Here is a 26,511-nt window from a genome sequence, read left to right on the forward strand (position 1 = left end):
TCTCTATGATTTATTTCGCATCGTACCAAGATGGACCTGAAGCAAAATCAACTTTTAGTGGCACATCAAGCTGAAGTGCATTTTCCATGACTTCAGGAACAATCTTTTCAAGGATCGCAATTTCTTCTTTTGGCGCTTCGAAGATCAATTCATCGTGCACCTGTAATAAAAGATTTGTTTGCAGGTTTTCTTCTTTGAGCCTTCGCGCCATATCAATCATCGCCTTTTTAATAATATCGGCGGCGCTGCCTTGGATTGGTGTGTTCATGGCTGTTCGTTCTGCAAAGCTTTTAATATTAAAATTACGGCTTGTGATGTCCGGGATATATCGTCTGCGTTTAAGAAGCGTCGTGACGTAGCCTTTTTGTTTCGCTTCCTGGACGATTTCTTCCATATAGGTTTTCACGCCTTTAAAGCTTGTTAAATAGCGCTCGATAAATGCGGCTGCTTCTTTTCTTGTGATCCCAAGGTTTTGAGAAAGTCCATAGTCGCTGATTCCATATACAATACCGAAGTTTACTGCCTTGGCTTGTCTTCTCATAGCGGAAGTCACTTCTTCTTCTGAGACATGGAACACATCCATCGCTGTTTTCGTGTGAATGTCCATGTCCCTCGTAAATGCTTCGATCAAATTTTCATCTTGTGAAATATGAGCAAGTACACGCAGCTCGATTTGTGAATAGTCAGCTGCAAACATGAGCCAGCCTTCTTTTGAAGGAACGAATGCTTGACGAATCTTCCGTCCTTCTTCTAAACGAATCGGGATGTTTTGAAGATTTGGATCTGTTGAGCTTAATCTTCCTGTTTGCGTGAGTGCTTGATTAAATCTTGTATGCACTTTATGGGTATCCTTACGCGTAACTTTCATTAACCCTTCTACATAGGTCGATTGCAGCTTTCCAATTTGTCTGTAGTGCAGAATGGACCGAATGATTTCATGCTTATCTTCAAGCTTTTCAAGCACATCTGCAGACGTCGAGTAGCCTGTTTTTGTCTTCTTAATAACTGGGAGACCTAATTTTTCAAAAAGGATGACACCAAGCTGTTTAGGAGAATTGATGTTAAACGTTTCTCCTGCTAAGCGGTGAATGGTTTCTTCATATTCTTTGAGCTTTTTCGTTAATTCCTCACCCATTTTCTCTAGGCGTTTTATATCTACCTTTACTCCAAGAGATTCCATTTCACCTAAGATGAGTGCTAGCGGCAGCTCTAAATCTTCATATAGTTCATGCTGATCATTTTTTTCTAATGCTTCTAGTGTTAAATCATGCAAGGCTGAGATCGCCGCTGCCTTTCGTCCAAGATGTTCTTTCAGTTCATCTTCAGGTGGAATCGCCTGTTTTGCTCCTTTTCCGTATACTTTTTCATCAGAAAGAGCGATATTCAGACCATACTCCTTCGCTACACTTGCGACGTCTTCGTATGATTTCTGCGGGTTGACGACGTAGGAAGCGAGCAGAACATCATTGTCGACACCTTTTAGGTCTACATCATGCCATCTGAGAGCGACAACTGCTCTTTTTGAATCAAAGACCCATTTTTTCTTCGTTTCATCCTGTACCCATTCTTTAAATGCATCTGATTGAAGTGCATCTTCTTTCGTCATAAAAAACGCACCATTTTCATTATGGATCGCAAAACCGATCAAATCCGCTTCGTGATAATTATCTCCAAGCTGTTCTACCACAAGGGCTGCATGATCTGTCAGCATGTCGCCTCCTGCAGCTGTCATTTTCTTCACTTCTAAAGCATCTACTTCAACCTGTTCATCTGTTTCTGGTGCTTCTCCTAGACGCTCTAGCAGCGTTTGAAAGCCTAGTTCTTTATAAAGAGAAATCACTTGATCCATGTGTGGACCTTCGTAGGCGAGATCTTTGCTCGACACATCGATAGGTGCTTCTACGAGAATGGTTGCCAGCTCTTTACTCATGACTGCTTGCTCTTTATATTCTTCAAGCTTTTCTTTGAGCTTTTTCCCGCTCACTTCATCAATATGTTCAAGCAGGTTCTCGACTGTTTCAAACTGCTTTAACAATTTAATGGCTGTTTTTTCGCCTACACCTGGGACGCCTGGGATATTATCTGATGAATCTCCCATCAGCCCTTTCATATCAATGATTTGATCTGGTCGCAGACCATATTTTTCTTCAATATGAGCAGGTGTATAGTATTCTACTTCTGTGATGCCTTTTTTCGTAATAGCCACTGTCGTATGATCAGTTGAGAGCTGTGTTAAGTCTTTATCTCCTGAGAAGATTTTGACTTCAAAGCCGTCTTTTTCTGCCTCGACAGCCAATGTACCGATAATATCATCTGCCTCATATTGAGGAAGCTCGTACCTTTTCACCTGATAGGCATCTAATAGTTCACGGATGAACGGCATTTGTTCTGATAGCTCTGGCGGGGTTTTTTGTCTTCCGCCTTTATATTCTTTAAATGTCTCATGGCGGAATGTTGTTTTTCCCGCATCAAATGCGACGAGCATATGAGTTGGCTTCTCGTCCTCCAGCATTTTCATTAAGATCATCGCAAACCCATAAATAGCATTTGTATGTACGCCTTTATCATTTGATAATAGCGGCAAAGCAAAAAAGGCTCGATATGCGAGACTGTTTCCATCCACTAACACTAATTTCTTTTTGTCTGTCATGTTTTAATCCTCCATCGGCTGAGCCATCTCAGCCGTCTCTTTCACACATTGTATCTTCATTTTATCAAAGTTTATTTTGAAAAGAAAATAGTCGAGCCTGCATAAAAAAGGGACGAAAACAACAAGTGTTTTCGTCCTTCCAAAATTGGCTCCTTGGATGAAGGGGTTCCTATTCATCCTATCAATGAATGTTTAACAAAACATGAATTCATTGTAAAGATCATGTAAATTTTAACGTGACTTTCCTTTTTTCTCTATGTCTATTTCAGGCTCACTGTAAAAGTCGTTCCTTTACCTTGTTTGCTGCGGACAGAAATTGTTCCTTCATGCGCCTCCACAAGGTGTTTGACAATGGCAAGGCCAAGACCTGTACCGCCTGAATTCCTGCTTCTATCTTTATCAATTCGATAAAATCTCTCAAATATTCTTGGAATCTCACTTTTCTTCATGCCGATTCCTGTATCTGCTACATCAAATTCATAGGCACCTTTTCGCGGTCTTGCTGTGATGGTGACACTACCTCCCTCTGGTGTATAGGTAAGGGCATTATTAACGAGATTGAGGAAGATTTGCTTTAACCTTAGCGGATCTGCCATGACATAGACCGGTTCTTTTGGGACACGTACATGTAGTTGAATGCCTTTTTCTGTAGCCTTTTGACTTAACAGCACTTGAATCTCTTGGATGATTTCTGTCGCATTGGCTTCTTGAATATTCAGCTTGAATTGCTGCTGCTCAATTTTAGAAAGATCAAGTAAGTCTTGAATCAATGTTTCTAGACGGACACTCTCCTTTAAAATAATAGAAAGGAATTCTGTCAGTGCTTCTTTGTCATCAATTGCGCCATCAAGAAGGGTTTCAGAAAATCCTTTAATCGACGTAATCGGTGTTTTTAACTCATGAGACACATTGGCGACAAAGTCTTTTCGCATCTGCTCCAGCTGCTTCGTTTCTGTCACGTCATGAAACACGAGGACAATTCCTTTCCATTCATCGTCTGCACTTAAAATGGGTACACCATCCACTTGGAAGTAGCGGCGTTCAATGTCAACGGCTAGACGTAAAAACTTCCGCACCTTCGTTTCTGTCATGAAAATTTCGTCAATTAATTCGATAATCTCTTCATGGGTAAACGCTTCGTGATACAGCTTGTGCATGTAAATGTGCTTTTGTACCTTAAACTGCTTGCGGAAGGTTCGATTGACGAGGTGGATATACCCCATCTTATCAATCAATATAATCCCCGCTCCAATATTTTCAATGACCGTTTGCAGCCGGTCTCTCTGCATTTCACCGGCACTTGTCATTTCTTGAAGACTTCCCGCCAAACGCTTCATGGAAGTATTCAGTTCACTTGTTTCAATCATCAGCTCTTCGTAATTATTCGTATCATAGTTCCCGCGTTCTAGCTGTTTGGCTACCTTTGTCGCATAATCAATTGGTTTCACATATTTCATCGACATGCGGTACCCGAAGAAAACAATGATGATGATCGCCGAGCCAAGACAAAAGGCTAAGGCAAGCCAAAGCTGGCCGTCAATTTCATTTAAAGGCTCGTATGACGCATGGAGAAATAAATAACCCGCCGGTTCGTTTTGTTTTAAGATCGGGACAGCATAATGGAACAGCGCATCTTTCTCATCGTCAATAACGATCCCTTTTGTTTGGAGACGTTCATTGTTCAGTGTGTTTTGAATGATGGCCTTTTGTTCTGCTTGACCCGTTGTATGTATGATATTCCCCTTTAAATCCACAATCGACGCATTCATATCAAAATGCTGCTTTGCCTGGTTGAGGACCTCTTTGTTTTGCTTCGCCTTTAGATCATCACCATTCATAGAAGACAGGAGAAAGCTCGATTCCTTTTCCATTCGTTCCGTTAATTTTGTTTCATAGAAAACATGGAACATGTGATCCAAAAAAAGACCAAGTGCCACAAACACAATAAAAAGGAGAAAAATGAGTCCCGAAAACAGACGGGTTCTAATTTTACTCATTTGGCTTTGGCTCCTCCAATTTGTAGCCTAAGCCGCGAATCGTTTTAATGTATGTTGGTTTTTTCGTGTTCTTTTCAATTTTGTCCCGCAAGTGGCTAATATGAACATCCACAATACGAGTGTCACCTGCAAAGTCATAATTCCAAACGGCACTTAGCAATAAATCACGCGTGAGGACACGTCCTTTATGCTTCGCCAAATAAAGCAGCAGTTCAAATTCTTTTGGCGTCAGCTCTAGACGTTCTTCCTGGAAATAGACCTCGTAGTGTTCTGGTAAAATACGCAGTTCACCAATTTTGATTTGATCTGCAATCATCTCTTCCTTCTCCTCTTGTGTGGGGGCAGGCTGAGATTGCTGTGCTCTTCTCAAGATGGCTTTTACCCGAGCACCTACTTCTCTAGGACTGAATGGCTTTGTCATGTAATCATCGGCCCCAAGCTCAAGACCTAGCACCTTATCAAATTCATCGTCCTTTGCTGTCAGCATTAAAATAGGGAACATCATTTTTTGCATTCTCAGTTGTTTGCACACTTCAATGCCGTCCATCTTCGGAAGCATTAAATCTAATACAATGAGATCAGGTTGTTCACTTGCTGCTTTTTCAAGCGCTTCTTCCCCGTCTCTTGCTGTGACGACATCATAGCCCGCTCTTTCAAGGTTATAGCTTAGAAGTGTTACAATCGATTCTTCATCATCCACAACTAATATTTTTTTATTCATGTTGTGCCTCCAATTAGTGATTTCCCCTGCATCCTTTTTTGTATCTTATGTGAAAAGCGAGAAGTCATGCTTTCTCTTTCATTTTAACGAAAGCTTAACAAGAGAACAATTTAAAATTTCGACAAGATTTGTTTTGTAAACAAAAAGAAGACTCCTCATCAGAGAAGCCTTCTTTTTTATTCATACTAAGACAATACTTTCATGACATTCTTAACAGATTCAACAGAACGGTCAAGCTGACTTCTTTCTTCTTCTGTCAGCTCAAGCTCGATGATCTGCTCAAGGCCATTTCCACCTACGATTGTTGGTACACCTAGGTAAATGCCTTCGTAGCCATATTCACCTTCAAGGTAAGCAATCGTTGGCATGACGCGTCGCTGATCTTTAAGGATCGCCTCAACCATTTCGACTAGTGAAGCAGCAGGAGCATAATATGCACTACCGTTACCTAATAGGTTGACGATTTCGCCGCCGCCTTTTCTTGTTCTTTCAACAATTGCATCAATTCGCTCTTTAGGAATCAATGTTTCAAGCGGGATACCGCCTGCATAAGAGTAACGAACAAGAGGAACCATGTCATCGCCATGTCCGCCAAGCACAAAGCCCGTCACGTCTTTAACAGATAGGTTTAATTCTTGAGCTACGAACGTACGGAAACGTGCTGTATCAAGAATGCCCGATTGTCCAATGACTTTTTCTTTTGGTAATCCTGATTCTTTATAAACTGCATACGTCATTGCATCAACAGGGTTTGTTAATACAACAATGATGGCTTCTGGAGAATATTTAACGATTTCGCGTGTCACGCTGCGCATGATTTTTTCATTTGTTGACACGAGATCGTCACGGCTCATTCCCGGCTTTCTTGCAATTCCCGCCGTAATGACCACGACATCAGAACCGGCTGTATCTTCGTAGTTAGAAGTTCCTGTAATGTTTGCATCGAAGCCTTGAACAGGACTTGCTTCCAGCATATCAAGTGCTTTCCCTTTTGTTGGGTTCTCAAGCTGCGGGATATCGACTAATACGACGTCCGCTAATTCTTTTTGAGCCGTTAGAAATGCTGTAGTTGCTCCAGTAAAGCCCGCTCCGATAACAGATACTTTTTTACGCTTGTTTGCCATTTCCTTTTTCCCCTTTAACTTTAAAGTTTAAGAATCAAGACAAGTTTTTGATGAGCTCGTCAGCAAACTCAGAACATTTCACTTCTGTTGCGCCATCCATTAATCTAGCAAAATCGTAAGTGACGACTTTTGATGCAATTGTATTTTCAACAGATTGAATCACTAGATCAGCTGCTTCCTGCCAGCCTAGGTGCTCAAGTAAAAGCACGCCTGATAGAAGAACAGAAGATGGGTTCACTTTATCAAGACCAGCATATTTAGGTGCTGTTCCGTGAGTCGCTTCAAAAATAGCGTGTCCTGTTTCGTAGTTGATGTTCGCACCTGGTGCGATACCAATTCCACCAACTTGTGCTGCAAGAGCATCAGAGATGTAATCTCCGTTTAAGTTCATTGTTGCAACAACATCGAACTCAGCTGGACGAGTTAGGATTTGTTGAAGGAAAATATCTGCAATGCTGTCTTTGACAATAATTTTGCCAGCAGCTTCTGCTTCACTTTGCGCTTTGTTTGCCGCATCTTTTCCATCTTGTTCTACAATACGATCATATTGTGCCCATGTAAAGACCTTGTCGCCAAACTCTTTTTCAGCCACTTCGTAGCCCCAGTTTTTGAAGGCACCTTCTGTAAATTTCATGATGTTTCCTTTGTGAACAAGCGTCACAGACTTACGGCCTTGGTCAATTGCATATTGGATAGCCGCTCTGACAAGGCGAGAAGTTCCTTCTTCAGAAACTGGCTTGATTCCGATACCTGATGTTTCTGGGAAACGGATTTTGTTAACACCTAATTCGTTTTTCAAGAAGTCAATTAACTTCTTCACTTCGTCTGATCCTTTTGCATACTCAATGCCAGCATAGATATCTTCTGTATTCTCACGGAAGATGACCATATCTGTGTCTTCTGGACGTTTCACAGGAGACGGTACGCCTTTGAACCAGCGAACTGGACGTAAGCATGTGAATAGATCAAGCTCTTGTCTAAGTGCCACGTTTAATGAACGGATTCCTCCGCCGATTGGTGTTGTCAGTGGTCCTTTGATCGCGATTAAGTATTCACGAATGTCTTCAAGTGTTTGCTCAGGAAGCCATTCTCCAGTTTTATTGTAAGCTTTCTCACCGGCATATACTTCTTTCCAAGTGATTTGCTTTTCTCCTTTATATGCTTTTTCTACAGCTGCTTCAAGTACTCTTGATGCTGCTTTCCAAATGTCAGGACCGATTCCGTCCCCTTCGATAAACGGGATGATTGGATTATTTGGTACATTCAATACGCCGCCAGTAACTGTAATTTTTTCGCCTTGTGACAATGATATTACCTCCCAGGTTATGTAGTGAATATTTGAAACTTCTTGGCTTGATGTCTGCAAGCGAAGAAGTTTTTCACGTGATTCGTTTTTTGTTGATATAGAGGCTGATTGGCCTTCCCGAGATCAGCCCCTGCTTATTCTATAAACATTAGTCTCTTTCACTGATCGGAACAAACGTTTGAAGATCAGGTCCAATATAGTCAGCTCTTGGACGGATGAGACGGTTGTTGTCATACTGCTCTAGAATGTGAGCAATCCATCCAGAGAATCGGCTGATCACGAAAATTGGTGTAAACAAGTCATGATCAATCCCAAGACTGTGATATACAGATGCAGAATAAAAATCAACATTTGGTGGAAGATTTTTCTCTGATGTCACGATTTCCTCTGCGCGAACAGACATTTCATACCATTTCGGTTCGCCAGTCAGGTTTGTTAAACGCTGGCTCATTTCTTTTAGATGCTTTGCACGCGGGTCACCTTGACGGTATACGCGGTGGCCAAAGCCCATAATTTTTTCTTTCTTCTCTAGCTTACCATGAATATAGGAATCTACGTTTTCAACTTCACCAATTTCTGAAAGCATCTTCATCACGCCTTCGTTGGCTCCGCCATGAAGTGGTCCTTTCAGCGCACCGATAGCCGCTGTTACACCAGAGTAGATATCTGATAGTGTAGCAACACATACACGTGCTGTAAATGTCGATGCATTTAATTCGTGATCCGCATGTAGAATGAGTGCCTTATCAATTGCCTCAATTTCTACTGGTGACGGCTCTTCGCCATTTAGCATATACAAGAAGTTTGCAGCATAGCTGTATTCTTCTTTTGGCTGTACAGGCTCAAGTCCCTTACGAATACGTGAAAATGCAGCGACTAGTCCAGAAATTTTCGCCTGTAAGCGAATGGCTTTTCTGTAATTCGCTTCTTTGTCCATAATCTCTGATTCGTTATCAAGTAATCCTAGTAAGGATACCGCTGTACGAATCGCAGACATTGGATGAACCCCATCCAGCGAATACGATTTAAAGTGCTCAATGATTTCTTGCGGAATGTGAGCATTTTCGTTGAGCTGCTGTTTTAACTCACTCAGCTCTTGCTCATTCGGCAGCTTTAAGTGCCATAACAGGTAGACAATTTCTTCGAATGTAGCTTTTTCAGTTAAATCATCGATATTGTACCCTACATAAGTAAGAGTATCATCAATAATTGAGCTTACGGATGAAGTTGTTGCCACAATACCTTCAAGACCTCTTGTTGCTGTCATGTTCAATCTCCCCTTTTTAAAAAGATTCCCCTTCGTTGCAGAATTCTCGCTTTTTGAAAGCGCTATCCAATCCGAATAAGACGGCAGGTTCAGAAAAGAAAATGCTTACATTTACCTATACGGTTAGAGCGCTTTTAGCCTCATATCTCTTGTGTGATCAATGAGTTCAAAATTAAGCCTATTCCCATTATAAACAATAATCAGACATTTGTTAAATGTTTAACTATAATTTTTTTTGATATTTTTTTTTCCAGTCTTCCATATAAGGCATGGAATAAAGGGATTTTGCTTCTTTTATTATATTTAATTATGTTTTTTTGCAAAAGCTCACACAAGAAAAAAATAAAAAAGAAAGTGGCATGAACCACTCTCTTTTCAACCGCTGAAAAATTTCACAGCCTGCATCGCTAAATAAGCAATTCCTGCTCCGATCAGCGGACCGACAGCTACACCTTTAAATAAGCTGACTGCCAAAATCGTCCCGAACACAAGCGCTGCCGTGATATGCGGATCATTTTCGAGTAGCACAATACCGTTTTTTGCAATTAATGCTACTAATATACCCGCTCCAAGTGCAATCCAAGCGTAAGAAGATTTCACGGCTTCTCCAAGCTGCTTAAATCCAATATCACCTGTTGCAATAGGGACAAGCACAGCAATTGTAATAACGGTGACCCCCCAATTGATGCCTTTTGATTGGAGAACTGGGAAAATTTTTTGATCCAAACCAATCAGCTTAATCCCAATGAGCACAGAAACCGCTAAAATTAATGAATTGTTTTTTGCAATAAGTGCAATAACGAGTAAAAGAACCAAAAATAAATTTGCTTGAGTAAACATACGCCGCCCCTTCCTTTCTTTTTATTGCGACCTTTTCATATTACTAATCTTTTTGAATAAAATGAAGTATCGGACATGCTTGTTTTTTGGAGGGGATTGTGTGAATCACACCTATATGGCCATTTTTCTACGAAGTTTGATGATGATCAGCATTGCTGTATTTGCGGTTGTCTTTTTATATCACTCTTTTCCTTTTCTATATCCTTTTTGGATTGCACTTATTGTATCCTGCCTCATCCACCCTGCCGTATGCAAAATAGAAGAGATCACCGGAATGCCAAGAGGATTTGTTGTAATCATTGTATTACTGCTCTTTTTATTAGTAGCCGCCGGTTTCATCACACTCTTAGTAGCAGAAATCATTTCAGGAAGTGCTTATTTGGCAAAGGTTCTGCCTGGTCACCTTGATCAAATGATTGGGATTGTTGAACGGTTTTTTACTGATAAAATCCTGCCTTTGTACCATGATGTAACCGCCCAATTTAATACGCTTCAAGCAGGGCAAAAGGAATCGATTTTGGGACAAATCCAAGCACTGGGCGATGAAGCTGCCGCCAAAATAGGGACTTTTCTTTCAAAAACACTCGAGCTCATCCCAGCTTTTTTAGGTCTTTTGCCTGATGCAGCCGCAACCCTTTTGTTTTCTGCACTAGCAACTTTTTTTATCACGAAAGATTGGTTTACATTAAAAAAATATGGTTCTCGTATCTTTCCCGCAAAATGGATGCAGCATACACGAGCCATTTTATCTGAAATCAAAAAAGCCATTACCGGTTTTATGAAGGCGCAGCTTTTGCTTGTTGCAATGACCATCGGCCTTGTCATCATTGGTCTGATCATCTTAAAAGTCGAGCACGCCCTTGTCATTGCTTTATGTATTGGGTTTGTCGATTTACTTCCTTATATCGGGAGCGGCACTGTTTTTCTGCCATGGATCATTTACTCTGCCATGACAGGAAACCTTTCCCTCGCCATCGGGCTCGGCATTTTGTATATTGTCGTGCTCATTCAAAGACAAATTTCAGAGCCAAAAGTCTTGAGCAAATCCATTGGTCTTAATCCTTTAGCCACACTTGTGGCGCTATTTGTCGGGTTAAAATGGCTCGGTTTCCTCGGACTCGTCATTGGCCCTGCTTCCCTTGTCGTGTGGCAAGCATTTCGTAATGCAGGTGTTTTCAGAGATATCTATCAATACATTCGGTACGGCATGCAAAAGTAAAAGAGACCTTCAGTTCAAGGTCTCTTTAGCGAATAATCGTATAGCGACTGCGATTAGACATGTTCCTGAGCCAACGTTCAAAGAGCGGCTTGATTTGCTTTCTCGTCATCGGAATGAGCAGCAGCGCACCGATGATATCTGATAAGAAGCCGGGAATGAGCAGGAGCAGACCACCGATAAGAATGCAAAAACCATCGACAATCGTTACCCCTGGCATTTTGCCATATTGTAAATCTCTTTGCACTTTTTGAAATGCTTCGATTCCTTGTTTTCTTGCAAAATAAGCACCTAGTGCACTCGTGAGTACGATCATCAGCATCGTTGGCAAAATGCCAATGATTTTACTTGATATTAAAAATAAACTGATTTCCACTGCAGGGAACAGAATCAATAATAGTAGCAAATATTTTTTCAACCATATCACCTCATGGGGTATCTTTCACCCGAAAGCTGTTTTACTTTTTTAGTGTAACATAAAAAAAGAGAGGAGTCAGACAACTCCCCTCGTGTGTATGATTTAAAGGACGCTTGCACGGCCTTTGTAGATCGCTCCGCGTGCCGGATCTACTGTAATCTCTTCGCCTTCTTTTAGCAATGTTGTTGCACCATCAAGACCTACAATTACTGGAATGCCAAGGCTGAGTCCAACGACTGCTGCATGGCTTGTTAAGCCGCCTTCTTCAGTGATCAGGGCTGATGCTTTCTCTAAAGCACCCATCATATCACGGTCTGTACAGTTTGCGACAAGAATCGCACCATCGTACATTTTTTCATCTGCTTCTTTTCCGCTTTGTGCAATAACAACCGGTCCAAATGCAGATTTACGGCCAATTCCTTGACCTTTCGCAATGATGTCACCGACAACATAGACTTTCATTAAGTTTGTTGTACCTGTTTCACCAACTGGCACACCAGCTGTAATGACGATTAAATCGCCGTGTCTCACGTAGCCTGTTTCAATCGATTTCTCGACTGCATTCTCAAGCATTTCATCAGTAGACGTCGTTTTTGATCCGCTCTTTGCAAATACACCGAATACAAGAGATAGCTTTCTTGCAACTGATTCGTTTGCTGTGACCGCTACGATTGGTGCTTTTGGTCTATATTTTGAAATCATTCTCGCTGTATGACCGCTTTCTGTAGGTGTCACAATCGCTGCAACGTCAAGCTTCATCGCTGTATGCGCAACAGATTGACCGATGGCATCTGTAATGCTGACTTCTACTTCTTCGCTTCTGCGAGAAAGAATGGCTTTATAGTTGAGTGCATCTTCTGAGCGTGATGCAATGTTATGCATCGTTTGTACAGCTTCCACTGGATACGTTCCTGCTGCTGTTTCACCAGAAAGCATAATCGCATCTGTGCCATCAAAAATGGCATTTGCCACGTCACTTGCTTCCGCACGAGTTGGACGAGGATTACGCTGCATGCTGTCAAGCATCTGGGTCGCTGTGATGACTGGTTTGCCTAAGCGATTGCATTTTTTGATCAGCATTTTTTGTACAAGCGGTACTTCTTCTGCCGGGATCTCTACACCAAGATCTCCACGCGCAACCATCAAACCGTCTGATACCTCAAGGATTTCATCGATGTTATCAACACCCTCTTGGTTTTCAATCTTAGGGATGATTTGAATGTCAGCCGCGTTATTCTTTTCGAGAAGCTCACGAATTTCAAGAACATCAGAAGCTCGTCTCACAAAAGAAGCTGCGATGAAATCGACGCCTTGTTCAACTCCGAACAGAATATCATTGGCATCCTTTTCTGTAATACCTGGCAGGTTCACACTTACACCTGGTACGTTAACACCTTTTTTGTTTTTGAGCGTGCCTGTATTCATGACCTTTGTGACGATTTCTTTACGGTCCATGTTCAGTTCTTTGACTTCTAAACCAATAAGACCATCATCTAAAAGGATTGTTGAACCCACTTCTACATCATGAATCAAATCTTCATATGTCACACTAATTTTTTCCGTATTTCCAACAATGTCTTCCATACTTACGATAAGATCTGCACCAGCGACTAGCTCAATTGAGCCGTTTTCGACTGTACGTGTACGGATCTCTGGACCTTTTGTATCAAGAAGGATCGCAATGTCCTTGCCTAATGTTTTACCTGCTTTACGAATGTTTTCAATGCGTGCACCATGCTCTTCAAAATCTCCATGAGAGAAGTTTAGTCTGGCTACATTCATTCCTGCTTCAATCAATTCAGTCAGCTTTTCAATGGTTTCACTTGCTGGACCGATTGTACAAACGATTTTTGTCTTTCTCATTACTGTTCCTCCTAAGGTCTTCTCGTTTTATATAGAGAGCTCTTGTGAAAGTCGGTACATGTTTTGATCGACTGTATGTTTTTTATCTAAGATATCTAAAATATCGTGGTGAACGAGGTCGTTGCTTTGAATACCCACACAGCGTCCGCCTTTTCCTTCAAGAAGAAGTTCTACTGCATATGCTCCTAAACGGCTTGCGAGTACTCGGTCAAACGCACTTGGAGAACCTCCGCGCTGAATATGTCCTAAGACAGATACACGGGTTTCAAGGCTTGTCTCCTCTTCAATCCGCTTACCAAATTCAACACCGCTGCCTACGCCTTCTGCGACGATGATGATACTGTGCTTCTTGCCGCGCTCGTGCCCTCTTCTTAACCTCGCGATAATTTCATCCATGTCATAGTCTGCTTCTGGAATCAAAATAGATTCGGCTCCGCCTGCAAGACCTGACCAAAGAGCAATATCACCAGCATGTCTTCCCATTACTTCCACTACGTATGTACGTTCATGAGATGTGGCTGTATCACGAATTTTATCAATGGCGTCAATGACTGTATTCAGTGCTGTATCAAAGCCAATAGTGAAATCAGTACCTGGAATATCGTTGTCGATTGTACCCGGGACACCTACACATGGAAAACCAAGCTCAGTTAATTTCTTTGCTCCCATGAATGAACCGTCTCCGCCGATCACAACAAGTCCTTCAATACCGAATTTTTTTAAGTTTTCAATGCCTTTTTCACGACCTTCAACTGTCTTGAATTCAGGGCATCTTGCCGTGTAAAGTTTTGTTCCTCCACGATGAATAATATCGCCAACTGAACCTATTTCAAGTTTCTCAATTTTACCGTTAATTAGACCTGAATATCCATTATAAATACCGTAAACTTCAACATTATGGTAAATCGCTTTCCTTACAACTGCGCGCACAGCTGCATTCATTCCTGGGGAATCCCCACCGCTCGTTAAAACTCCTATACGCTTCATCTTTTTCACCTCAGAGACCATATATGAATTAAACATACCATTTCCACTGCTTGAAAACAATCATGAGCAAAACAGGATGTTTTCAATTTGTATTTCTAAAACCGTACTTATTATACAATTAAATAAACCGTTTTTAAACAAAAGTTAAGAAAGTATGAAAGCAATTCTTTCAAAAACGAGGAAGATCATCCCCTCTAAAGCCTACCATATCAAGGTTTTCAGACGTTTCAAATTTTATGAAAACAAATGAAAATTATTTTCAAATAGCGCTTACACGAGGAAGGTTTTCATGAAAAAAGATGAAAAAAAATAAACGCCAGCCAAAAAGGCTGTACGTTTATTTAGTTTACCCCAATATATTGATTTTCAACCGATACTTTCCCGATTGCTTTGTATTTTTGATATCTTTGTTCGACTAGTTCTTCAGGTGTTAGATTGAGCAAAGATGTTAGTGACTGTTTTAATATTTTTTCAATGTAGGCTGCTTGTTGTTTCACGTCTCGGTGTGCTCCACCTTGCACTTCTTTAATAACATCATCTATAATATCTAATTCTTTTAGGTCTGGAGCCGTAATTTTCATTGATTCTGCAGCTTTTTTCGCAAGTGATGAGTCCTTCCAGAGCAGTGCTGCTGCACCTTCAGGTGAAATAACTGAATACGTTGAATTCTCTAGCATGTATAGGTGGTTTCCTACGCCTAAGCCTAGTGCGCCGCCACTTCCGCCTTCTCCAATGACAATACAGACAACCGGTACACGAAGTCCTGCCATTTCGAATAGGTTTTTCGCAATTGCTTCACTTTGCCCGCGTTCTTCAGCTGCTTTACCAGGATAAGCTCCTTTTGTATCAATAAAGCAAATGATCGGACGATTAAATTTATCTGCTTGTTTCATCAAGCGCAGCGCTTTACGGTAGCCTTCTGGATGAGGCATTCCGAAATTACGGCGCAAGTTTTCTTTTGTATCTTTACCGCGCTGGTGGCCAATCACCGTGACAGGAAGCCCTTTAAACGTGGCAATTCCTCCAACGATCGCTTCATCATCGCCATAAAAACGGTCACCGTGACACTCGAAAAAGTTGTCAAACAGCTCTTGAATGTAATCGAGAGTTGTTGGACGCATCGCATGACGAGCAATCTGTACTCTGTCCCATGGCTTTAAATTTGTATAAATGTCTGCTTCAAGTTTGCTCAGACGTGTTTCAAGACGCTCAATTTCTGCACTTAAATCCATTTCTGAGTTTTGTGTGAACTTTTTCAGTTCATCAATTTTCGCTCGAAGTTCAATGACAGGTTTTTCAAATTCTAGTTCTCCAGCCACTCTCGTTCACCTCCTGTGCTGTGTAACGCTAAGATTCGGCCTAGTGTTTCTTTCATCTCTGCACGATGAATGACAGCATCCAGCTGTCCATGCTTTAACAAAAATTCAGCCGTTTGGAAGTCCTCTGGCAGGTCTTCACGAATTGTTTGTTCTATGATTCTACGACCTGCAAACCCAATTAAAGCACCCGGTTCTGCAAAGTTGTAATCACCAAGAGACGCGAAGCTAGCTGATACACCGCCAGTTGTTGGGTTCGTCATCACAGAGATAATCAAACCTTGGTCCTCGCTGAACAGTTTTAATGCTGAGCTTGTTTTTGCCATCTGCATAAGACTGAGGATCCCCTCTTGCATTCTCGCTCCGCCTGATGCAGTAAAGATGATAAATGGCACCTTGTCCGCTTTTGCTTTCTCGATCGCAAGTGTGATCTTTTCACCAACAACCGAGCCCATGCTGCCCATACGGAATGTGGCATCCATGACAGCGATCACAGCACGCTTGCCTTCAATTTCACCTTGACCTGTGACAATGGCTTCATTCAAAGATGTTTTTTCTCTGTCTTTCTCAAGCTTTTCTTCGTAGCCTGGGAATCCGAGCGGGTTTTCTGAGATCAGGTGCCCGTTAAATTCTTCAAATGTGCCTTCGTCAACAAGGCTGTCAATACGCTGTTTTGCATTCATTTGCAAATGTCTGCCGCAATTCATGCAAACACGTAAATTTTTATCTAGTTCTTTGGTGAGCATTATTTTTTTACATTGCGGACATTTGGTCATGATGCCTTCAGGCACATCTTGACTTGCCTGTTCAGAGGGTACAGATGCATATTTTTTCTTTTTACTGAAAATATTTTTGATTGACAAATGACTACCTCCCTTTTTGAAGGGTTTTTTCTTTACACGCACATCCACTATTATAGGACATGTCATAACTGTACCGAAACTATTGTACTTTTTTTGTCAAACGCTGTCATCCTTCATTCAATTTTTTCAGTGGGGAATTGATGAGAAATGAGTATGTGTTTGGGGCGCTGAGCAGTTGATATAGGTGAATTGTGAACGTCTACAAAAAAATATCATTCCGGATGAAAAAATTTTCGCATATGAGAGGAAATGGTGCACGTCTTTCCTCCAATTTCAGAAAGAACGTGCACACTTTTCCAATTGATTATTCGCCGATAATCGTTAATTTTCTTGTTTTTTCAGCGACTTCTTCTGGGTCGACTTGGATTCTTGCAACACCAGTTTCCATTGCTGCTTTTGCTACCGCTTTTGCTACCGCTGGTGCTACACGTGCATCAAATGGTTCAGGGATGACGTATTCAGCTGACAATTTATCATCTGAAACAAGAGAAGCAATTGCTTCTACGGCTGCAATTTTCATTTCTTCGTTAATGTGGGTTGCTCGTACATCTAATGCTCCGCGGAAAATTCCTGGGAATGCCAGTACGTTGTTTACTTGGTTCGGGAAGTCAGAACGGCCAGTTCCTACAACACTTGCGCCTGCTGCATGTGCATCTTCTGGCATGATCTCTGGATTAGGATTCGCCATTGCGAAGATGACAGGATCTTTTGCCATTTTGCCAACCATTTCTTTTGTTAGAGCGCCTGCTGCTGAGACCCCGATGAAAACGTCAGCGCCTTCAATCACTTCTTCTAATGAACCTTCTTTACGGTCTTGGTTCGTGAATTTAGCCACTTCATTTTTCACTGCATTCATACCGTTCGGGCGGCCTTCATAAATTGCGCCTTTTGTATCACACATGATAATATCACGTACACCGAAATGATATAGAAGCTTGATAATCGCAATTCCCGCTGCTCCAGCGCCGTTTGCCACCACTTTGATAGAGGACATTGATTTTCCAGACAGTTTCAGCGCATTTACAAGTCCTGCTACTGTCACAATCGCTGTTCCGTGCTGATCATCATGGAACACTGGAATGTTTGTCTCTTTTTTCAAGCGCTCTTCGATAATAAAGCAGTTTGGAGCTGCAATATCTTCAAGGTTGACACCGCCAAACGTTGGCTCAAGAAGCTTTACTGTTTCAACGATTTTGTCTACATCGTTTGTCGCAAGTGCGATTGGGAAGGCATCAACGCCAGCGAAGCTTTTGAATAGTACAGCTTTTCCTTCCATTACTGGAAGAGAAGCTTCTGCACCAATATTTCCAAGCCCTAAAACAGCGCTTCCGTCTGTGACAACAGCGACCATATTGCCTTTCATTGTATAATCATACACTTTGCTTGTGTCGTCATAAATATCTTTACATGGTTCTGCAACACCAGGTGAGTAAGCCAAGCTCAAGTCTTTCGCATTTTTCACTTGTACTTTTGATTTTGATTCAAGTTTGCCTTGATTCTCTTTGTGCATATGTAATGCTTCTTCTCTTAATGACATGTGATGAACACTCCTTCAAGTGGAAAATGATTTAATGAATTGCTAAGTTGATAAGCACATACTGGCAGTTTTAAATACACAGAATCTTTAAAATGATAACACAATAGGTGAATTTGTAAAACATATTCAGGCGATTTGTCATCATTTAATCACAACGTTTTGTTCACCAAGCAGCTCTTTTAACTGGAAAATGACAGCATGATCTGCATGAACTTTGTATGCATCTGGAAGTCTCACTGTCTTTTTTTGCTTCTCATAATACAAATAGACATCTGCTTCTCCACTGTGCATCGAGATCACCCGCTTTACTTGCTCTAGCAGCTCCTGCGTATGATTTTCTTCTTTCACCCGAATGTAGACAGACTCTTTTCTTTGTGTGCCCATCTCTTCAAGCAGAACGGCTTCTTGCACGATGATCTGGCTGCTGTCATTTCTGACATCTATTCTGCCTTCAACATAAAGCATGGCGCCCTCCTCAAGTAAGGGGGACAGCTTTCTAAATTGCTCTGGAAAGACGACGCCTTCCATTTCTCCCGTTTCATCCCCAAATGTGACAAATGCCATCGATTGTCCATTTTTTGTTCGAATCGATTTCACCTTTGTCAAAAGACCACCCATTGAGACCTTTCGCTTTATATAGGAAGAAAGTCTGATGATTTCCACTGCACCATTCTCTCTTAAGCGATCTCGGTACGCTTGTACAGGATGATTTGATAAATATAGTCCAAGTGCCTCTTTTTCAAATTGCAGAAGATCGACAAGCGGCAATTCTTCTATCTCTGCATATTTTGGCTTAATAGAGAAGGTTGTATCCCCCAGAAAGTCAAGCTGATCATCTGGATTTAAAAATGACACGTGGTCTAATGCAATATCTATTGATGCCAATAACGAAGCACGATTTGGATAAAGCTCATCCATCGCCCCTGAAAAAATGAGCGCTTCAATCGTTTTTCGGTTGACACTCTTTGCTGATACTCTTGCGCAAAAATCAAATAAATCTTCAAACGGCTTTTCCTGTCTTGCCCTGTATATATCCTTTACAGCTGACACTCCGACATTTTTGATCGCTCTTAAGCTGTAGCGGATCTCCCCTTTTTCAACCGTAAATGGAAATTCACTCTTATTAATAGAAGGCTTCAACACAGATATCCCTTTTTCCTTTGCCTCATAGAAATATTGAGCAACTTTGTCATCATTTCCAATCACACTCGTTAAAAGTCCGCACATAAAATATAACGGATAATGCGCTTTTAAGTAAGCAAGCTGAAAGCCAATCATGCTATATGCAACAGCATGGCTTCTATTAAAACCATAGTTTGCAAATTTGACGATTAAGTCATAAACGTCATTTGCAATGTTAACAGGATACTCCTTTTTTAGGCATCCTTCAACAAAATGGCTCCGCTCTTCATCAAGAACCTTTTTATCCTTCTTTGAAACTGCTCTTCTTAATAGATCTGCCTCGCCAAGCTGAAATCCTGCCATCTTCGCTGCAATCAGCATGATTTGCTCCTGATAGACGATGACTCCATATGTGTCTTTTAAAATGTCATACAAATCAGGATGCGGGTAAGAGACCTTGACTCTGCCGTGCTTTCGGTCGATAAAGAGCGGGATATTCTCCATTGGACCTGGACGGTAGAGGGCATTGACTGCCACAATGTCTTCTAAACTAGAGGGCTTCAAGCGTCTCAGCACCTGACGCATTCCTTGTGATTCAAGCTGGAAAATCCCAGTTGTATCCCCCGCTGATAACAATTCAAATGTTTTCTGATCTTCATATGAAATGTCACTAAAGTTAATGTGGACGTTTTCCTGTCTTTCAATCTGGTTTTTAATGGATTCAATTAAGGTTAAGTTTCTAAGTCCTAAGAAATCCATCTTTAAAAGTCCGAGATCTTCTAAATAATTCATCGCATACTGCGTTAAATACACACCATCATGGCCGTCTTGAATCGGAACGACCTCTGTCAGAGGCTCCTCGCTCAGCACAACGCCAGCTGCATGTGTCGAGGTATGTCTTGGCAAGCCTTCCACCTTTAAAGCAGTTTGAAAGACTTGCCTGAGCTCTTCGGACTGCTGGAGCATTGTTTTTAATTCAGGAGATGCAGTGAGCGCTTCTTTCAGCGTCGTTCCTGGCTTTGACGGAATCAGCTTTGCAAGACGATCCGCTGCCTTTGAATCAATCCCCATCACACGTCCTACATCTCTTAAAGCTGCTTTTGCTGCAAGTGTTCCAAACGTGACAATTTGCGCCACATGCATGTCTCCGTATTTGTCTTTTACATAAGAAATGATTTCATCTCTTCTCGTATCAGGGAAATCTATATCAATATCAGGCATACTGATTCGCTCAGGATTTAAGAAACGTTCAAATAACAAACCGTGACGGAGCGGATCAACATCCGTAATAAACAGTACATAGGCAACAAGTGATCCTGCTGCCGATCCTCGGCCCGGTCCTGTGACAATGCCTTGGTCATGGGCATACTTCATAAAATCCCACACGATGAGAAAATAATCACTGAAATTCATTTTTTGGATAATGCTCAGTTCGTACTCAAGTCTTTTCACATACGCTTCATTTGAAGCAATCTTTCTTTGCTTCATCCCTTCCGCACACACTTTGCGTAAAAACTGATCTGCTGTTGATTGATCAGGGGTCGGATAGGATGGGAGTTTTGTCTGCCCAAGATTTAAATCAACTTCACAGCGGTCTGCGATCTCCACCGTTCTTGTGAGCAGCTCCGTATCCTGCGTATACCATTCCTTCATTTCTTCAAAGGTTCTGAAATGCTTTTCTGCTTGGTCTTCCTCAACCTCAGGCAGCTGCTGCCCTGCTTTAATCGCCTTTAAACACGTATAGGCCGTTTTGTCTTCCATGTTGATGTAGTGGACATCTCCTGTCGCAACAAGAGGAATGTCCGCACTTTTTGAGACATCCCTCAGTTTACCTGTAAGCGATTCGTCTTGCTGAAATGGCTGAAGTGCGATGTACACATGTCCCTCACCGAAAATATGTTTCAATTGTTTCGCCGCATCATGCGCCTCTTCTATCTGATCGTGCTGAAGCAGCGTTTCAATGTAGCCAGAAACGCCTGGTGTGATGGCAATGAGCCCGCGGTGATAGCTTTTCAGCCATTTCTCTTTCAGTCCAGCTTTTGATTTTGATTTCAGCACACTGCTGATTTTGATCAAGTTTTGGTAGCCTTCATTGTTTTTGGCAAGGAGCACCAAGGGATAAGCCTCTGTCTCTTGTTCATCTATGAAGACAGAAGCTGTTAAACCGATGACCGGCTTGATGCCATGTTTTTTACATTCCTTATAAAATTCAACCGTTCCATACATCACATGGTCATCGGTAAGAGCGAGCGCCTTGCAGCCAAGTTCTTTTGCTTTCAGCACAAGCTCCTTTACTTTTGCTGCACTGCTTAATAAGCTGTATCCACTGTGGACCTGAAGATGAACATAAGACATGCTTAATCCACTCCTTTCGTCTAAAGTCATTCTTTCATTATAAAACGCGATGCGATGAGAAACAAATGTTCTTTCTTTTCTGTCCGTTCATACTTGTCCCGCACGCACCATATATTGAATAGAGTGAGGTGGACAAAATGGATGTGAAGGAAGCTTTTATTCCAAATTTTATTAGCTGTTATTTTATTGCGCTTGGAGTCATTTTGGGTGGTGCCATTATCGGCGGTGTTGGTGCTTATTTGTCTGGTCAGCCGCCTTTATCCATTATTACGAGTCTTGCCAATCGATTAAAGATTTGGGCGCTTGTCGCAGCCATCGGCGGAACGTTTGATGCTGTTTATAGCTTTGAACGAGGCATTTTTGAAGGGAACACGCGTGATATTTTCAAGCAGATTTTATTAATTGTCTCTGCCATGGGCGGTGCGCAAACGGGTTATCTTATTATCACGTGGCTCACACAGGAGCATGTGTCATCATGAGGGTGCCGGAGCTTTACAAACGTCCAGGCTGGCAGCGTTTTTTTGCGGGGATGATGTTTGGTGCGATTGTGAGCTGGCTCATTTTCCTCTTTACATACGGAACCTTTCAGGAAAAGCAGGTGACACTGCTGAGAAGCCAGCAGCACCATATGGACAGTCTGAAAGAACAAATCACACTCTATCGGGAAGATTTGCATAAGTTAAATGAGGATAATAAGAAGCGACTGCTGATCCAAAGCGTAGATGTCCATCTCGTCAATCGTGAGCAGTATAAAATCCCAGAGCCAGACACGCTAAAATTTGAAGATCAGGTCAAGGAGGATATCTCAGAGGTTATTACAAAGGATATTGAAAGTGTCTATAAAACAAAGGAATTATTAAAACGCACGGTCGAAAACAAAGAATATACCATTCGGGAAAAGGCATACCGCGCCAAAGTGACAGAGCTGACAATTTATACGAAGCTTTCACTTGAAGTGCGCATTTCATTTGCTGAATAAATGATCATGTGGAATTTTTATGAATTTCTGCCCTCAATGATCGCTTTTCCCCCTTAATTTTTATACACTAAAAGTAGAACGAGATCTACAATAGAAAGAGGTGAGGACAATGGAGGTTTATAGCTATCGTCAAATGGCACGAGACAAAGCAAGCCGGATCAAGGACGGCATGTGCGCTTATGCTGAGACAGAAATGATGGCTCATTTAATTAAAAAAGAATTAAAGCATCAAAATCTCCAAGCCTATGAAGATTCAACTGACATCGGCTGCTGGTTTATCCCTGTATGCAAGTAACCCTTTTCTCCATGACAAAAAAAGAGAGAGGGGACTTGAAGCCCCCCTCTCTCATGATGATGATTTACATACTTCTTCTAAATCACGCAAAATCTCATCTGCCACGGCCCAATCATAAATAGATGCACCAGCTGCAAGCGGGTGGCCGCCGCCATGATATTTTTTCGCAATGGTATTAATGACGACGCCTTTCGAACGGAATCTAACACGAATCTGATCATTTTCTTCCACAAAAAAGACCCATGCCTTAATCCCTGCAATATTTCCAAGTGTTCCAACAAGCTGTGAGGCTTGCTGCGCTGTCGTTTGGAACGATTCCAAAATATCCTGCTTAATGAAAACAGAAGCGACTCCATTCTCTGACAAAGAAATATGTTGAAAAATATAGCCATTTAATTTCACGACATTCAGATCCGTCTCATACAATTGATTGAAAAGGTCTGAAGATGAAAATGGATATTCAATCAGTTCTCCTGCATATTTGAGCGTCTTTTTCGTCGTGTTTGGGAAAAGGAAGCGGCCTGTGTCTCCTACAATGCCGGCATAAATGAGTTCAGCCGCCTTTGTATTCAGCTGATATCCTTCTTCTTTCCCCTCTAAATACAATTCATAAATCATTTCGCTCACAGAGCTTGCCTCTGTATCCACCCAAAGTAAATCACCATAAGGATCTTCATTTGGATGATGGTCAATTTTCATCAGCTTATCGCCCATTGAATAGCGCTGATCGTCAATTCTTGCTTGATTGGCTGTATCGCAGACAATGACAAGGGCATCTTTGTACACGTCATCCGGTACTTCATCAAGTTCATATAAAAATGAAAGGGATGGCTCCGGGGTTCCTGTCGCATAAATATTTTTTTCTGGATAGGTGGCACGCAAGATTTCCGTAAGGCCGCACTGCGATCCATACGCATCAGGATCTGGTCTTACATGTCTATGAATGATGATGGTGTCATATAATGATATGGTTCTAATCAGTTCTTTTTTCATAAAAACTCCTTCTTATCCGATACTCTTTTTATTATTAAATCATAATCTATCCTGACGGAAAAGTGAGGAATAGACAATTTATTCTAGTAAGCAAGCCTATTTACGTTTAAAATAGGGTTGTAACCACTTACAATGGAGGCTTGGCACATGCTTGTTTTGATTGTGTTTATTATTTGTTCTGCCATGTTTTATTTATACTACAAAGCAAAGAATGTCCGTACGAACCGCCCAGTCGAAAAGAAATTCTGGTCGGCGAAATCCAGTATGGCACTTGGCTGCTTTGTCCTGCTCTTCGGTGTGAATCAATTATTTTTAAACCGCTCGTCACTCGCATTTGTCATTGGATTTATTTTTGTTGCTGTCGGTATCGGCAGTACGTGGGCTGGATATAAAGCCTACAAGCATTACCTTCCGCTCTTTTTAAAGGAAGGCGAAAAAGATCACGCATAATAGGAGAGAAGGGCTAAAATGATGTTTATTTTAGCCCTTTGTCTTTTTCAGCAGATTATCCTCTCTCCATGAGCTGCACCATCAGCATGGCTTTACCGACGATATTCGATTGATGATAAACTTCCACTTCCAGCTTTCCAAACTTGCGTCCTACTTCTAAAATATTTGGCTTGATCTGTATCGTGGATTCCATTTGAACCGGTTTTAAGAAGTAGACAGAGAGACTTTCGACAATTAGCTCCCCTTTTTTATGAGACTTTAAGAAGCGATTGGCGGATTCAATTAAAATTTGCGTGAACACACCATATGAAATGTTTCCGAGCTGGTTTGTCATTTGTGGTGTGACCTCATATTGATACACTGCATCTGCCTTTGGTTTTTCTGTATCGGTCTCTTTAAACCCTCTTGAGACGACATCATCCAGTTTTTCTCCGACCTGCGGCTGCTTTTGAATCATTTGAAGCGCCTTCAGCACGTCCTGACGGCTGATCATTCCAATCAGTTTCGCATAATCATCTACAACTGGCAGCACCTCAATGCCTTCCCATACCATCATTTGAGCAGCAGAAGCGACAGAGGTTTTGCCAATGACTGTCAGTGGGTTTTTCGTCATCACCTTTTCAATCGGTGTGGAGCGGTCATGACCTGCGATATCCTTTGAGGTGAGAATGCCGTGAATCTTCATTTGGTCGTCTGCGACTGGAAAGCGGCCGTGGCCAGTTTCATAATTTTTTTCATACCATTTTTCAAGCTTATCCTCTGGTGATAGATACACCGTTCGTTCTATCGGCGTTAAAATATCTTCCACAAGTACAATCTCTTTTTTTATGAGTTGGTCATAAATGGCCCGGTTAATGAGAGCTGCTACGGTAAATGTATCGTAGCTTGTCGATAAGATCGGCAGTTCAAGCTCATCTGCGAGCTGAATGATTTCATCATCTGTTGAGAATCCGCCTGTAACAAGTACAGCCGCCCCTGCCTCTAATGCTTGTCTGTGGGCATTGATCCGGTTTCCGACAATCAGCAGGTTTCCAGCTGCCGTATAGCGCATCATCGCATCAAGCTCCATCGCCCCGATGACAAATTTGTTTAATGTTTTATGTAAGCCCGCTCGTCCTCCAAGCACCTGTCCGTCAATCACATTGACCACTTCTGCATATGTCAGTTTTTCAATATTTTCTTTTTTCTTCTGTTCAATTCGAATGGTGCCGACTCGTTCAATGGTACTCACGAACCCTTTATTTTCAGCATCCTTAATAGCCCGGTAAGCCGTGCCTTCACTTACTTTCATTTCTTTCGCAATACGCCGGACAGAAATTTTCTCTCCGACATCTAATGAATCAATATACGATAAAATTTGTTCATGCTTTGTCGCCAATCCCGTTCACCCTTTTTGTTTTCAGCGTTTTCATCTAACTTTCATTATAAGGGCAGGAGGCTTTTAATAGCAATTTGTCTTTTTTCAGCACGATACATGTAAATAAAAAAAGCCGGCATTTGAGTGCCGACTTTTTGCTATGTTGATTAAATCTCGATCGATTCTCCGCTGTTTAACACATGACCGACGCCGCCATGCAGGCTGTCTGCAAATGCATGTGGGTCCTGCTCAATCGGCGGGAATGTGCTGTAATGAACTGGCACGACTTGCTTCGCCCGAAGCCATTCGGCTGCGATTCTTGCATCGTCCGGTCCCATCGTGAAGTTATCACCGATCGGAAGGAATGCAAGCTCAATATGATTCAGCTCACCGATCAGCTTCATATCTGAAAAGAGTGCAGTGTCTCCGGCATGATAAATCGTTTTGCCCTCTGCAGTAAATAAAATACCTGATGGCATGCCTGTATACGTAATCGTTTTTGCATCTTCATCAATGATAGCAGAACCATGGAACGCTTGAGTGAGCTTCACTTTACCAAATTCAAACTCACGTCCGCCCCCAATCGATAGCGGGTGCGTTTTCACACCTTGCCAGCTTAAATAAGTGGCAAGCTCGAATGGCGCAATAACGAGCGCATCATTGTTTTTAGCGATTTCAATGGTGTCACCGACGTGATCTCCATGCCCGTGGGTCAGCAAAATGGCATCCGCTTTGACATCTTGCGGTTTGATATCTGTGTGCTTATTTCCATTTAAAAATGGATCAATCCAAATATGGTATCCGTTTGTTTCAATGTGTACGACTGAATGTCCGTGATATGTAGCTTTCATGTGA

At 41.8% G+C, this 26,511-nt stretch carries 22 protein-coding genes; 5 read left to right on the plus strand and 17 right to left on the minus strand.

Annotated elements, in window-relative coordinates; all coding sequences use genetic code 11:
* Positions 1–10 precede the first annotated feature (10 nt).
* The 7 genes from polA to MHH68_RS12985 form a co-directional block, all read right to left on the minus strand.
* Positions 11–2,650, minus strand: coding sequence for a DNA polymerase I (polA, locus tag MHH68_RS12955; protein ID WP_268496751.1), 2,640 nt, complete (start codon positions 2,648–2,650; stop codon positions 11–13).
* A gap of 260 nt (positions 2,651–2,910) precedes the next feature.
* A complete protein-coding gene (locus MHH68_RS12960) occupies positions 2,911–4,647 on the minus strand; it encodes an ATP-binding protein (protein ID WP_339163437.1) in 1,737 nt (578 codons plus the stop codon).
* Positions 4,640–5,368: a response regulator transcription factor gene (locus MHH68_RS12965; RefSeq protein WP_339163438.1), complete on the minus strand. Its 729-nt coding sequence runs from the start codon at positions 5,366–5,368 to the stop codon at positions 4,640–4,642. Before MHH68_RS12965 ends, MHH68_RS12960 begins: the two co-directional genes overlap by 8 nt.
* Before the next feature lie 185 nt (positions 5,369–5,553).
* Entirely contained in the window at positions 5,554–6,492 is a 939-nt protein-coding gene (gene mdh, locus MHH68_RS12970) for a malate dehydrogenase (protein ID WP_007501693.1), read from the minus strand.
* Positions 6,493–6,526: 34 nt separating this feature from the next.
* Positions 6,527–7,798 (minus strand): NADP-dependent isocitrate dehydrogenase, encoded by a 1,272-nt coding sequence (gene icd / locus MHH68_RS12975; RefSeq protein ID WP_012010859.1) that lies wholly within the window; start codon positions 7,796–7,798, stop codon positions 6,527–6,529.
* A gap of 148 nt (positions 7,799–7,946) precedes the next feature.
* Positions 7,947–9,065: a citrate synthase gene (gene citZ / locus MHH68_RS12980; protein ID WP_058015092.1), complete on the minus strand. Its 1,119-nt coding sequence runs from the start codon at positions 9,063–9,065 to the stop codon at positions 7,947–7,949.
* A 375-nt stretch (positions 9,066–9,440) separates the two neighbouring features.
* A complete protein-coding gene (locus MHH68_RS12985) occupies positions 9,441–9,905 on the minus strand; it encodes a DUF441 domain-containing protein (protein WP_034320955.1) in 465 nt (154 codons plus the stop codon).
* A gap of 100 nt (positions 9,906–10,005) precedes the next feature.
* Here MHH68_RS12985 and ytvI point away from each other — a divergent pair, with 100 nt between their 5' ends.
* Positions 10,006–11,124, plus strand: coding sequence for a sporulation integral membrane protein YtvI (ytvI, locus tag MHH68_RS12990; RefSeq protein ID WP_058015091.1), 1,119 nt, complete (start codon positions 10,006–10,008; stop codon positions 11,122–11,124).
* Positions 11,125–11,149: 25 nt separating this feature from the next.
* Here ytvI and MHH68_RS12995 read toward each other — a convergent pair whose 3' ends face one another.
* From MHH68_RS12995 to dnaE, 7 genes are all read right to left on the minus strand, one after another.
* Positions 11,150–11,539 (minus strand): FxsA family protein, encoded by a 390-nt coding sequence (locus MHH68_RS12995; protein ID WP_061409064.1) that lies wholly within the window; start codon positions 11,537–11,539, stop codon positions 11,150–11,152.
* 102 nt (positions 11,540–11,641) lie between these two features.
* The gene (pyk, locus tag MHH68_RS13000) at positions 11,642–13,402 is read right to left on the minus strand and encodes a pyruvate kinase (RefSeq protein ID WP_058015089.1); all 1,761 of its coding nucleotides are present in this window, start codon (positions 13,400–13,402) and stop codon (positions 11,642–11,644) included.
* Between the two features lie 27 nt (positions 13,403–13,429).
* Complete coding sequence (gene pfkA, locus MHH68_RS13005) at positions 13,430–14,389, minus strand: 6-phosphofructokinase (protein ID WP_058015138.1); 960 nt, start codon at positions 14,387–14,389, stop codon at positions 13,430–13,432.
* Positions 14,390–14,730: 341 nt separating this feature from the next.
* A complete protein-coding gene (gene accA, locus MHH68_RS13010; protein WP_061409067.1) occupies positions 14,731–15,708 on the minus strand; it encodes an acetyl-CoA carboxylase carboxyl transferase subunit alpha in 978 nt (325 codons plus the stop codon).
* Positions 15,693–16,568 carry an acetyl-CoA carboxylase, carboxyltransferase subunit beta gene (gene accD, locus MHH68_RS13015; RefSeq protein WP_012010866.1) on the minus strand — a complete coding sequence of 292 codons (876 nt, stop codon included), beginning with the start codon at positions 16,566–16,568 and terminating at the stop codon, positions 15,693–15,695. The genes accA and accD overlap by 16 nt, the downstream gene beginning before the upstream one ends.
* A gap of 304 nt (positions 16,569–16,872) precedes the next feature.
* Positions 16,873–18,105 (minus strand): malic enzyme-like NAD(P)-binding protein, encoded by a 1,233-nt coding sequence (locus MHH68_RS13020; RefSeq protein ID WP_058015087.1) that lies wholly within the window; start codon positions 18,103–18,105, stop codon positions 16,873–16,875.
* A 141-nt stretch (positions 18,106–18,246) separates the two neighbouring features.
* On the minus strand, positions 18,247–21,582 hold the full coding sequence (gene dnaE, locus MHH68_RS13025) for a DNA polymerase III subunit alpha (protein WP_061409070.1): 3,336 nt from the start codon (positions 21,580–21,582) through the stop codon (positions 18,247–18,249).
* A 137-nt stretch (positions 21,583–21,719) separates the two neighbouring features.
* Between dnaE and MHH68_RS13030 the strand changes: the two genes are divergently transcribed.
* The 3 genes from MHH68_RS13030 (at position 21,720) to MHH68_RS13040 (ending at position 22,856) form a co-directional block, all read left to right on the plus strand.
* The gene (locus MHH68_RS13030; RefSeq protein ID WP_034661856.1) at positions 21,720–22,061 is read left to right on the plus strand and encodes a YtrH family sporulation protein; all 342 of its coding nucleotides are present in this window, start codon (positions 21,720–21,722) and stop codon (positions 22,059–22,061) included.
* Positions 22,058–22,561, plus strand: coding sequence for a sporulation membrane protein YtrI (gene ytrI / locus MHH68_RS13035; RefSeq protein WP_003216226.1), 504 nt, complete (start codon positions 22,058–22,060; stop codon positions 22,559–22,561). Before MHH68_RS13030 ends, ytrI begins: the two co-directional genes overlap by 4 nt.
* Before the next feature lie 109 nt (positions 22,562–22,670).
* Positions 22,671–22,856 (plus strand): hypothetical protein, encoded by a 186-nt coding sequence (locus MHH68_RS13040; RefSeq protein WP_003216400.1) that lies wholly within the window; start codon positions 22,671–22,673, stop codon positions 22,854–22,856.
* 51 nt (positions 22,857–22,907) lie between these two features.
* On the opposite strand, the gene MHH68_RS13045 is transcribed toward MHH68_RS13040, so the two are convergent.
* A complete protein-coding gene (locus MHH68_RS13045) occupies positions 22,908–23,849 on the minus strand; it encodes a bifunctional oligoribonuclease/PAP phosphatase NrnA (RefSeq protein ID WP_003216520.1) in 942 nt (313 codons plus the stop codon).
* Positions 23,850–23,996: 147 nt separating this feature from the next.
* On the opposite strand from MHH68_RS13045, the gene MHH68_RS13050 reads away from it, so the two are divergent.
* A complete protein-coding gene (locus MHH68_RS13050; protein ID WP_003216665.1) occupies positions 23,997–24,299 on the plus strand; it encodes a YtpI family protein in 303 nt (100 codons plus the stop codon).
* A 55-nt stretch (positions 24,300–24,354) separates the two neighbouring features.
* Here the strand turns inward: MHH68_RS13050 and MHH68_RS13055 are convergent, their stop codons facing one another.
* Both MHH68_RS13055 and MHH68_RS13060 read right to left on the minus strand, forming a co-directional pair.
* Entirely contained in the window at positions 24,355–25,677 is a 1,323-nt protein-coding gene (locus MHH68_RS13055; protein ID WP_058015084.1) for a CBS domain-containing protein, read from the minus strand.
* Positions 25,678–25,823: 146 nt separating this feature from the next.
* A complete protein-coding gene (locus MHH68_RS13060) occupies positions 25,824–26,507 on the minus strand; it encodes a metal-dependent hydrolase (RefSeq protein WP_144462564.1) in 684 nt (227 codons plus the stop codon).
* Positions 26,508–26,511 lie beyond the last annotated feature (4 nt).

Source organism: Bacillus sp. FSL K6-2841 (assembly GCF_037976435.1).
Lineage (GTDB): Bacteria > Bacillota > Bacilli > Bacillales > Bacillaceae > Bacillus > Bacillus pumilus.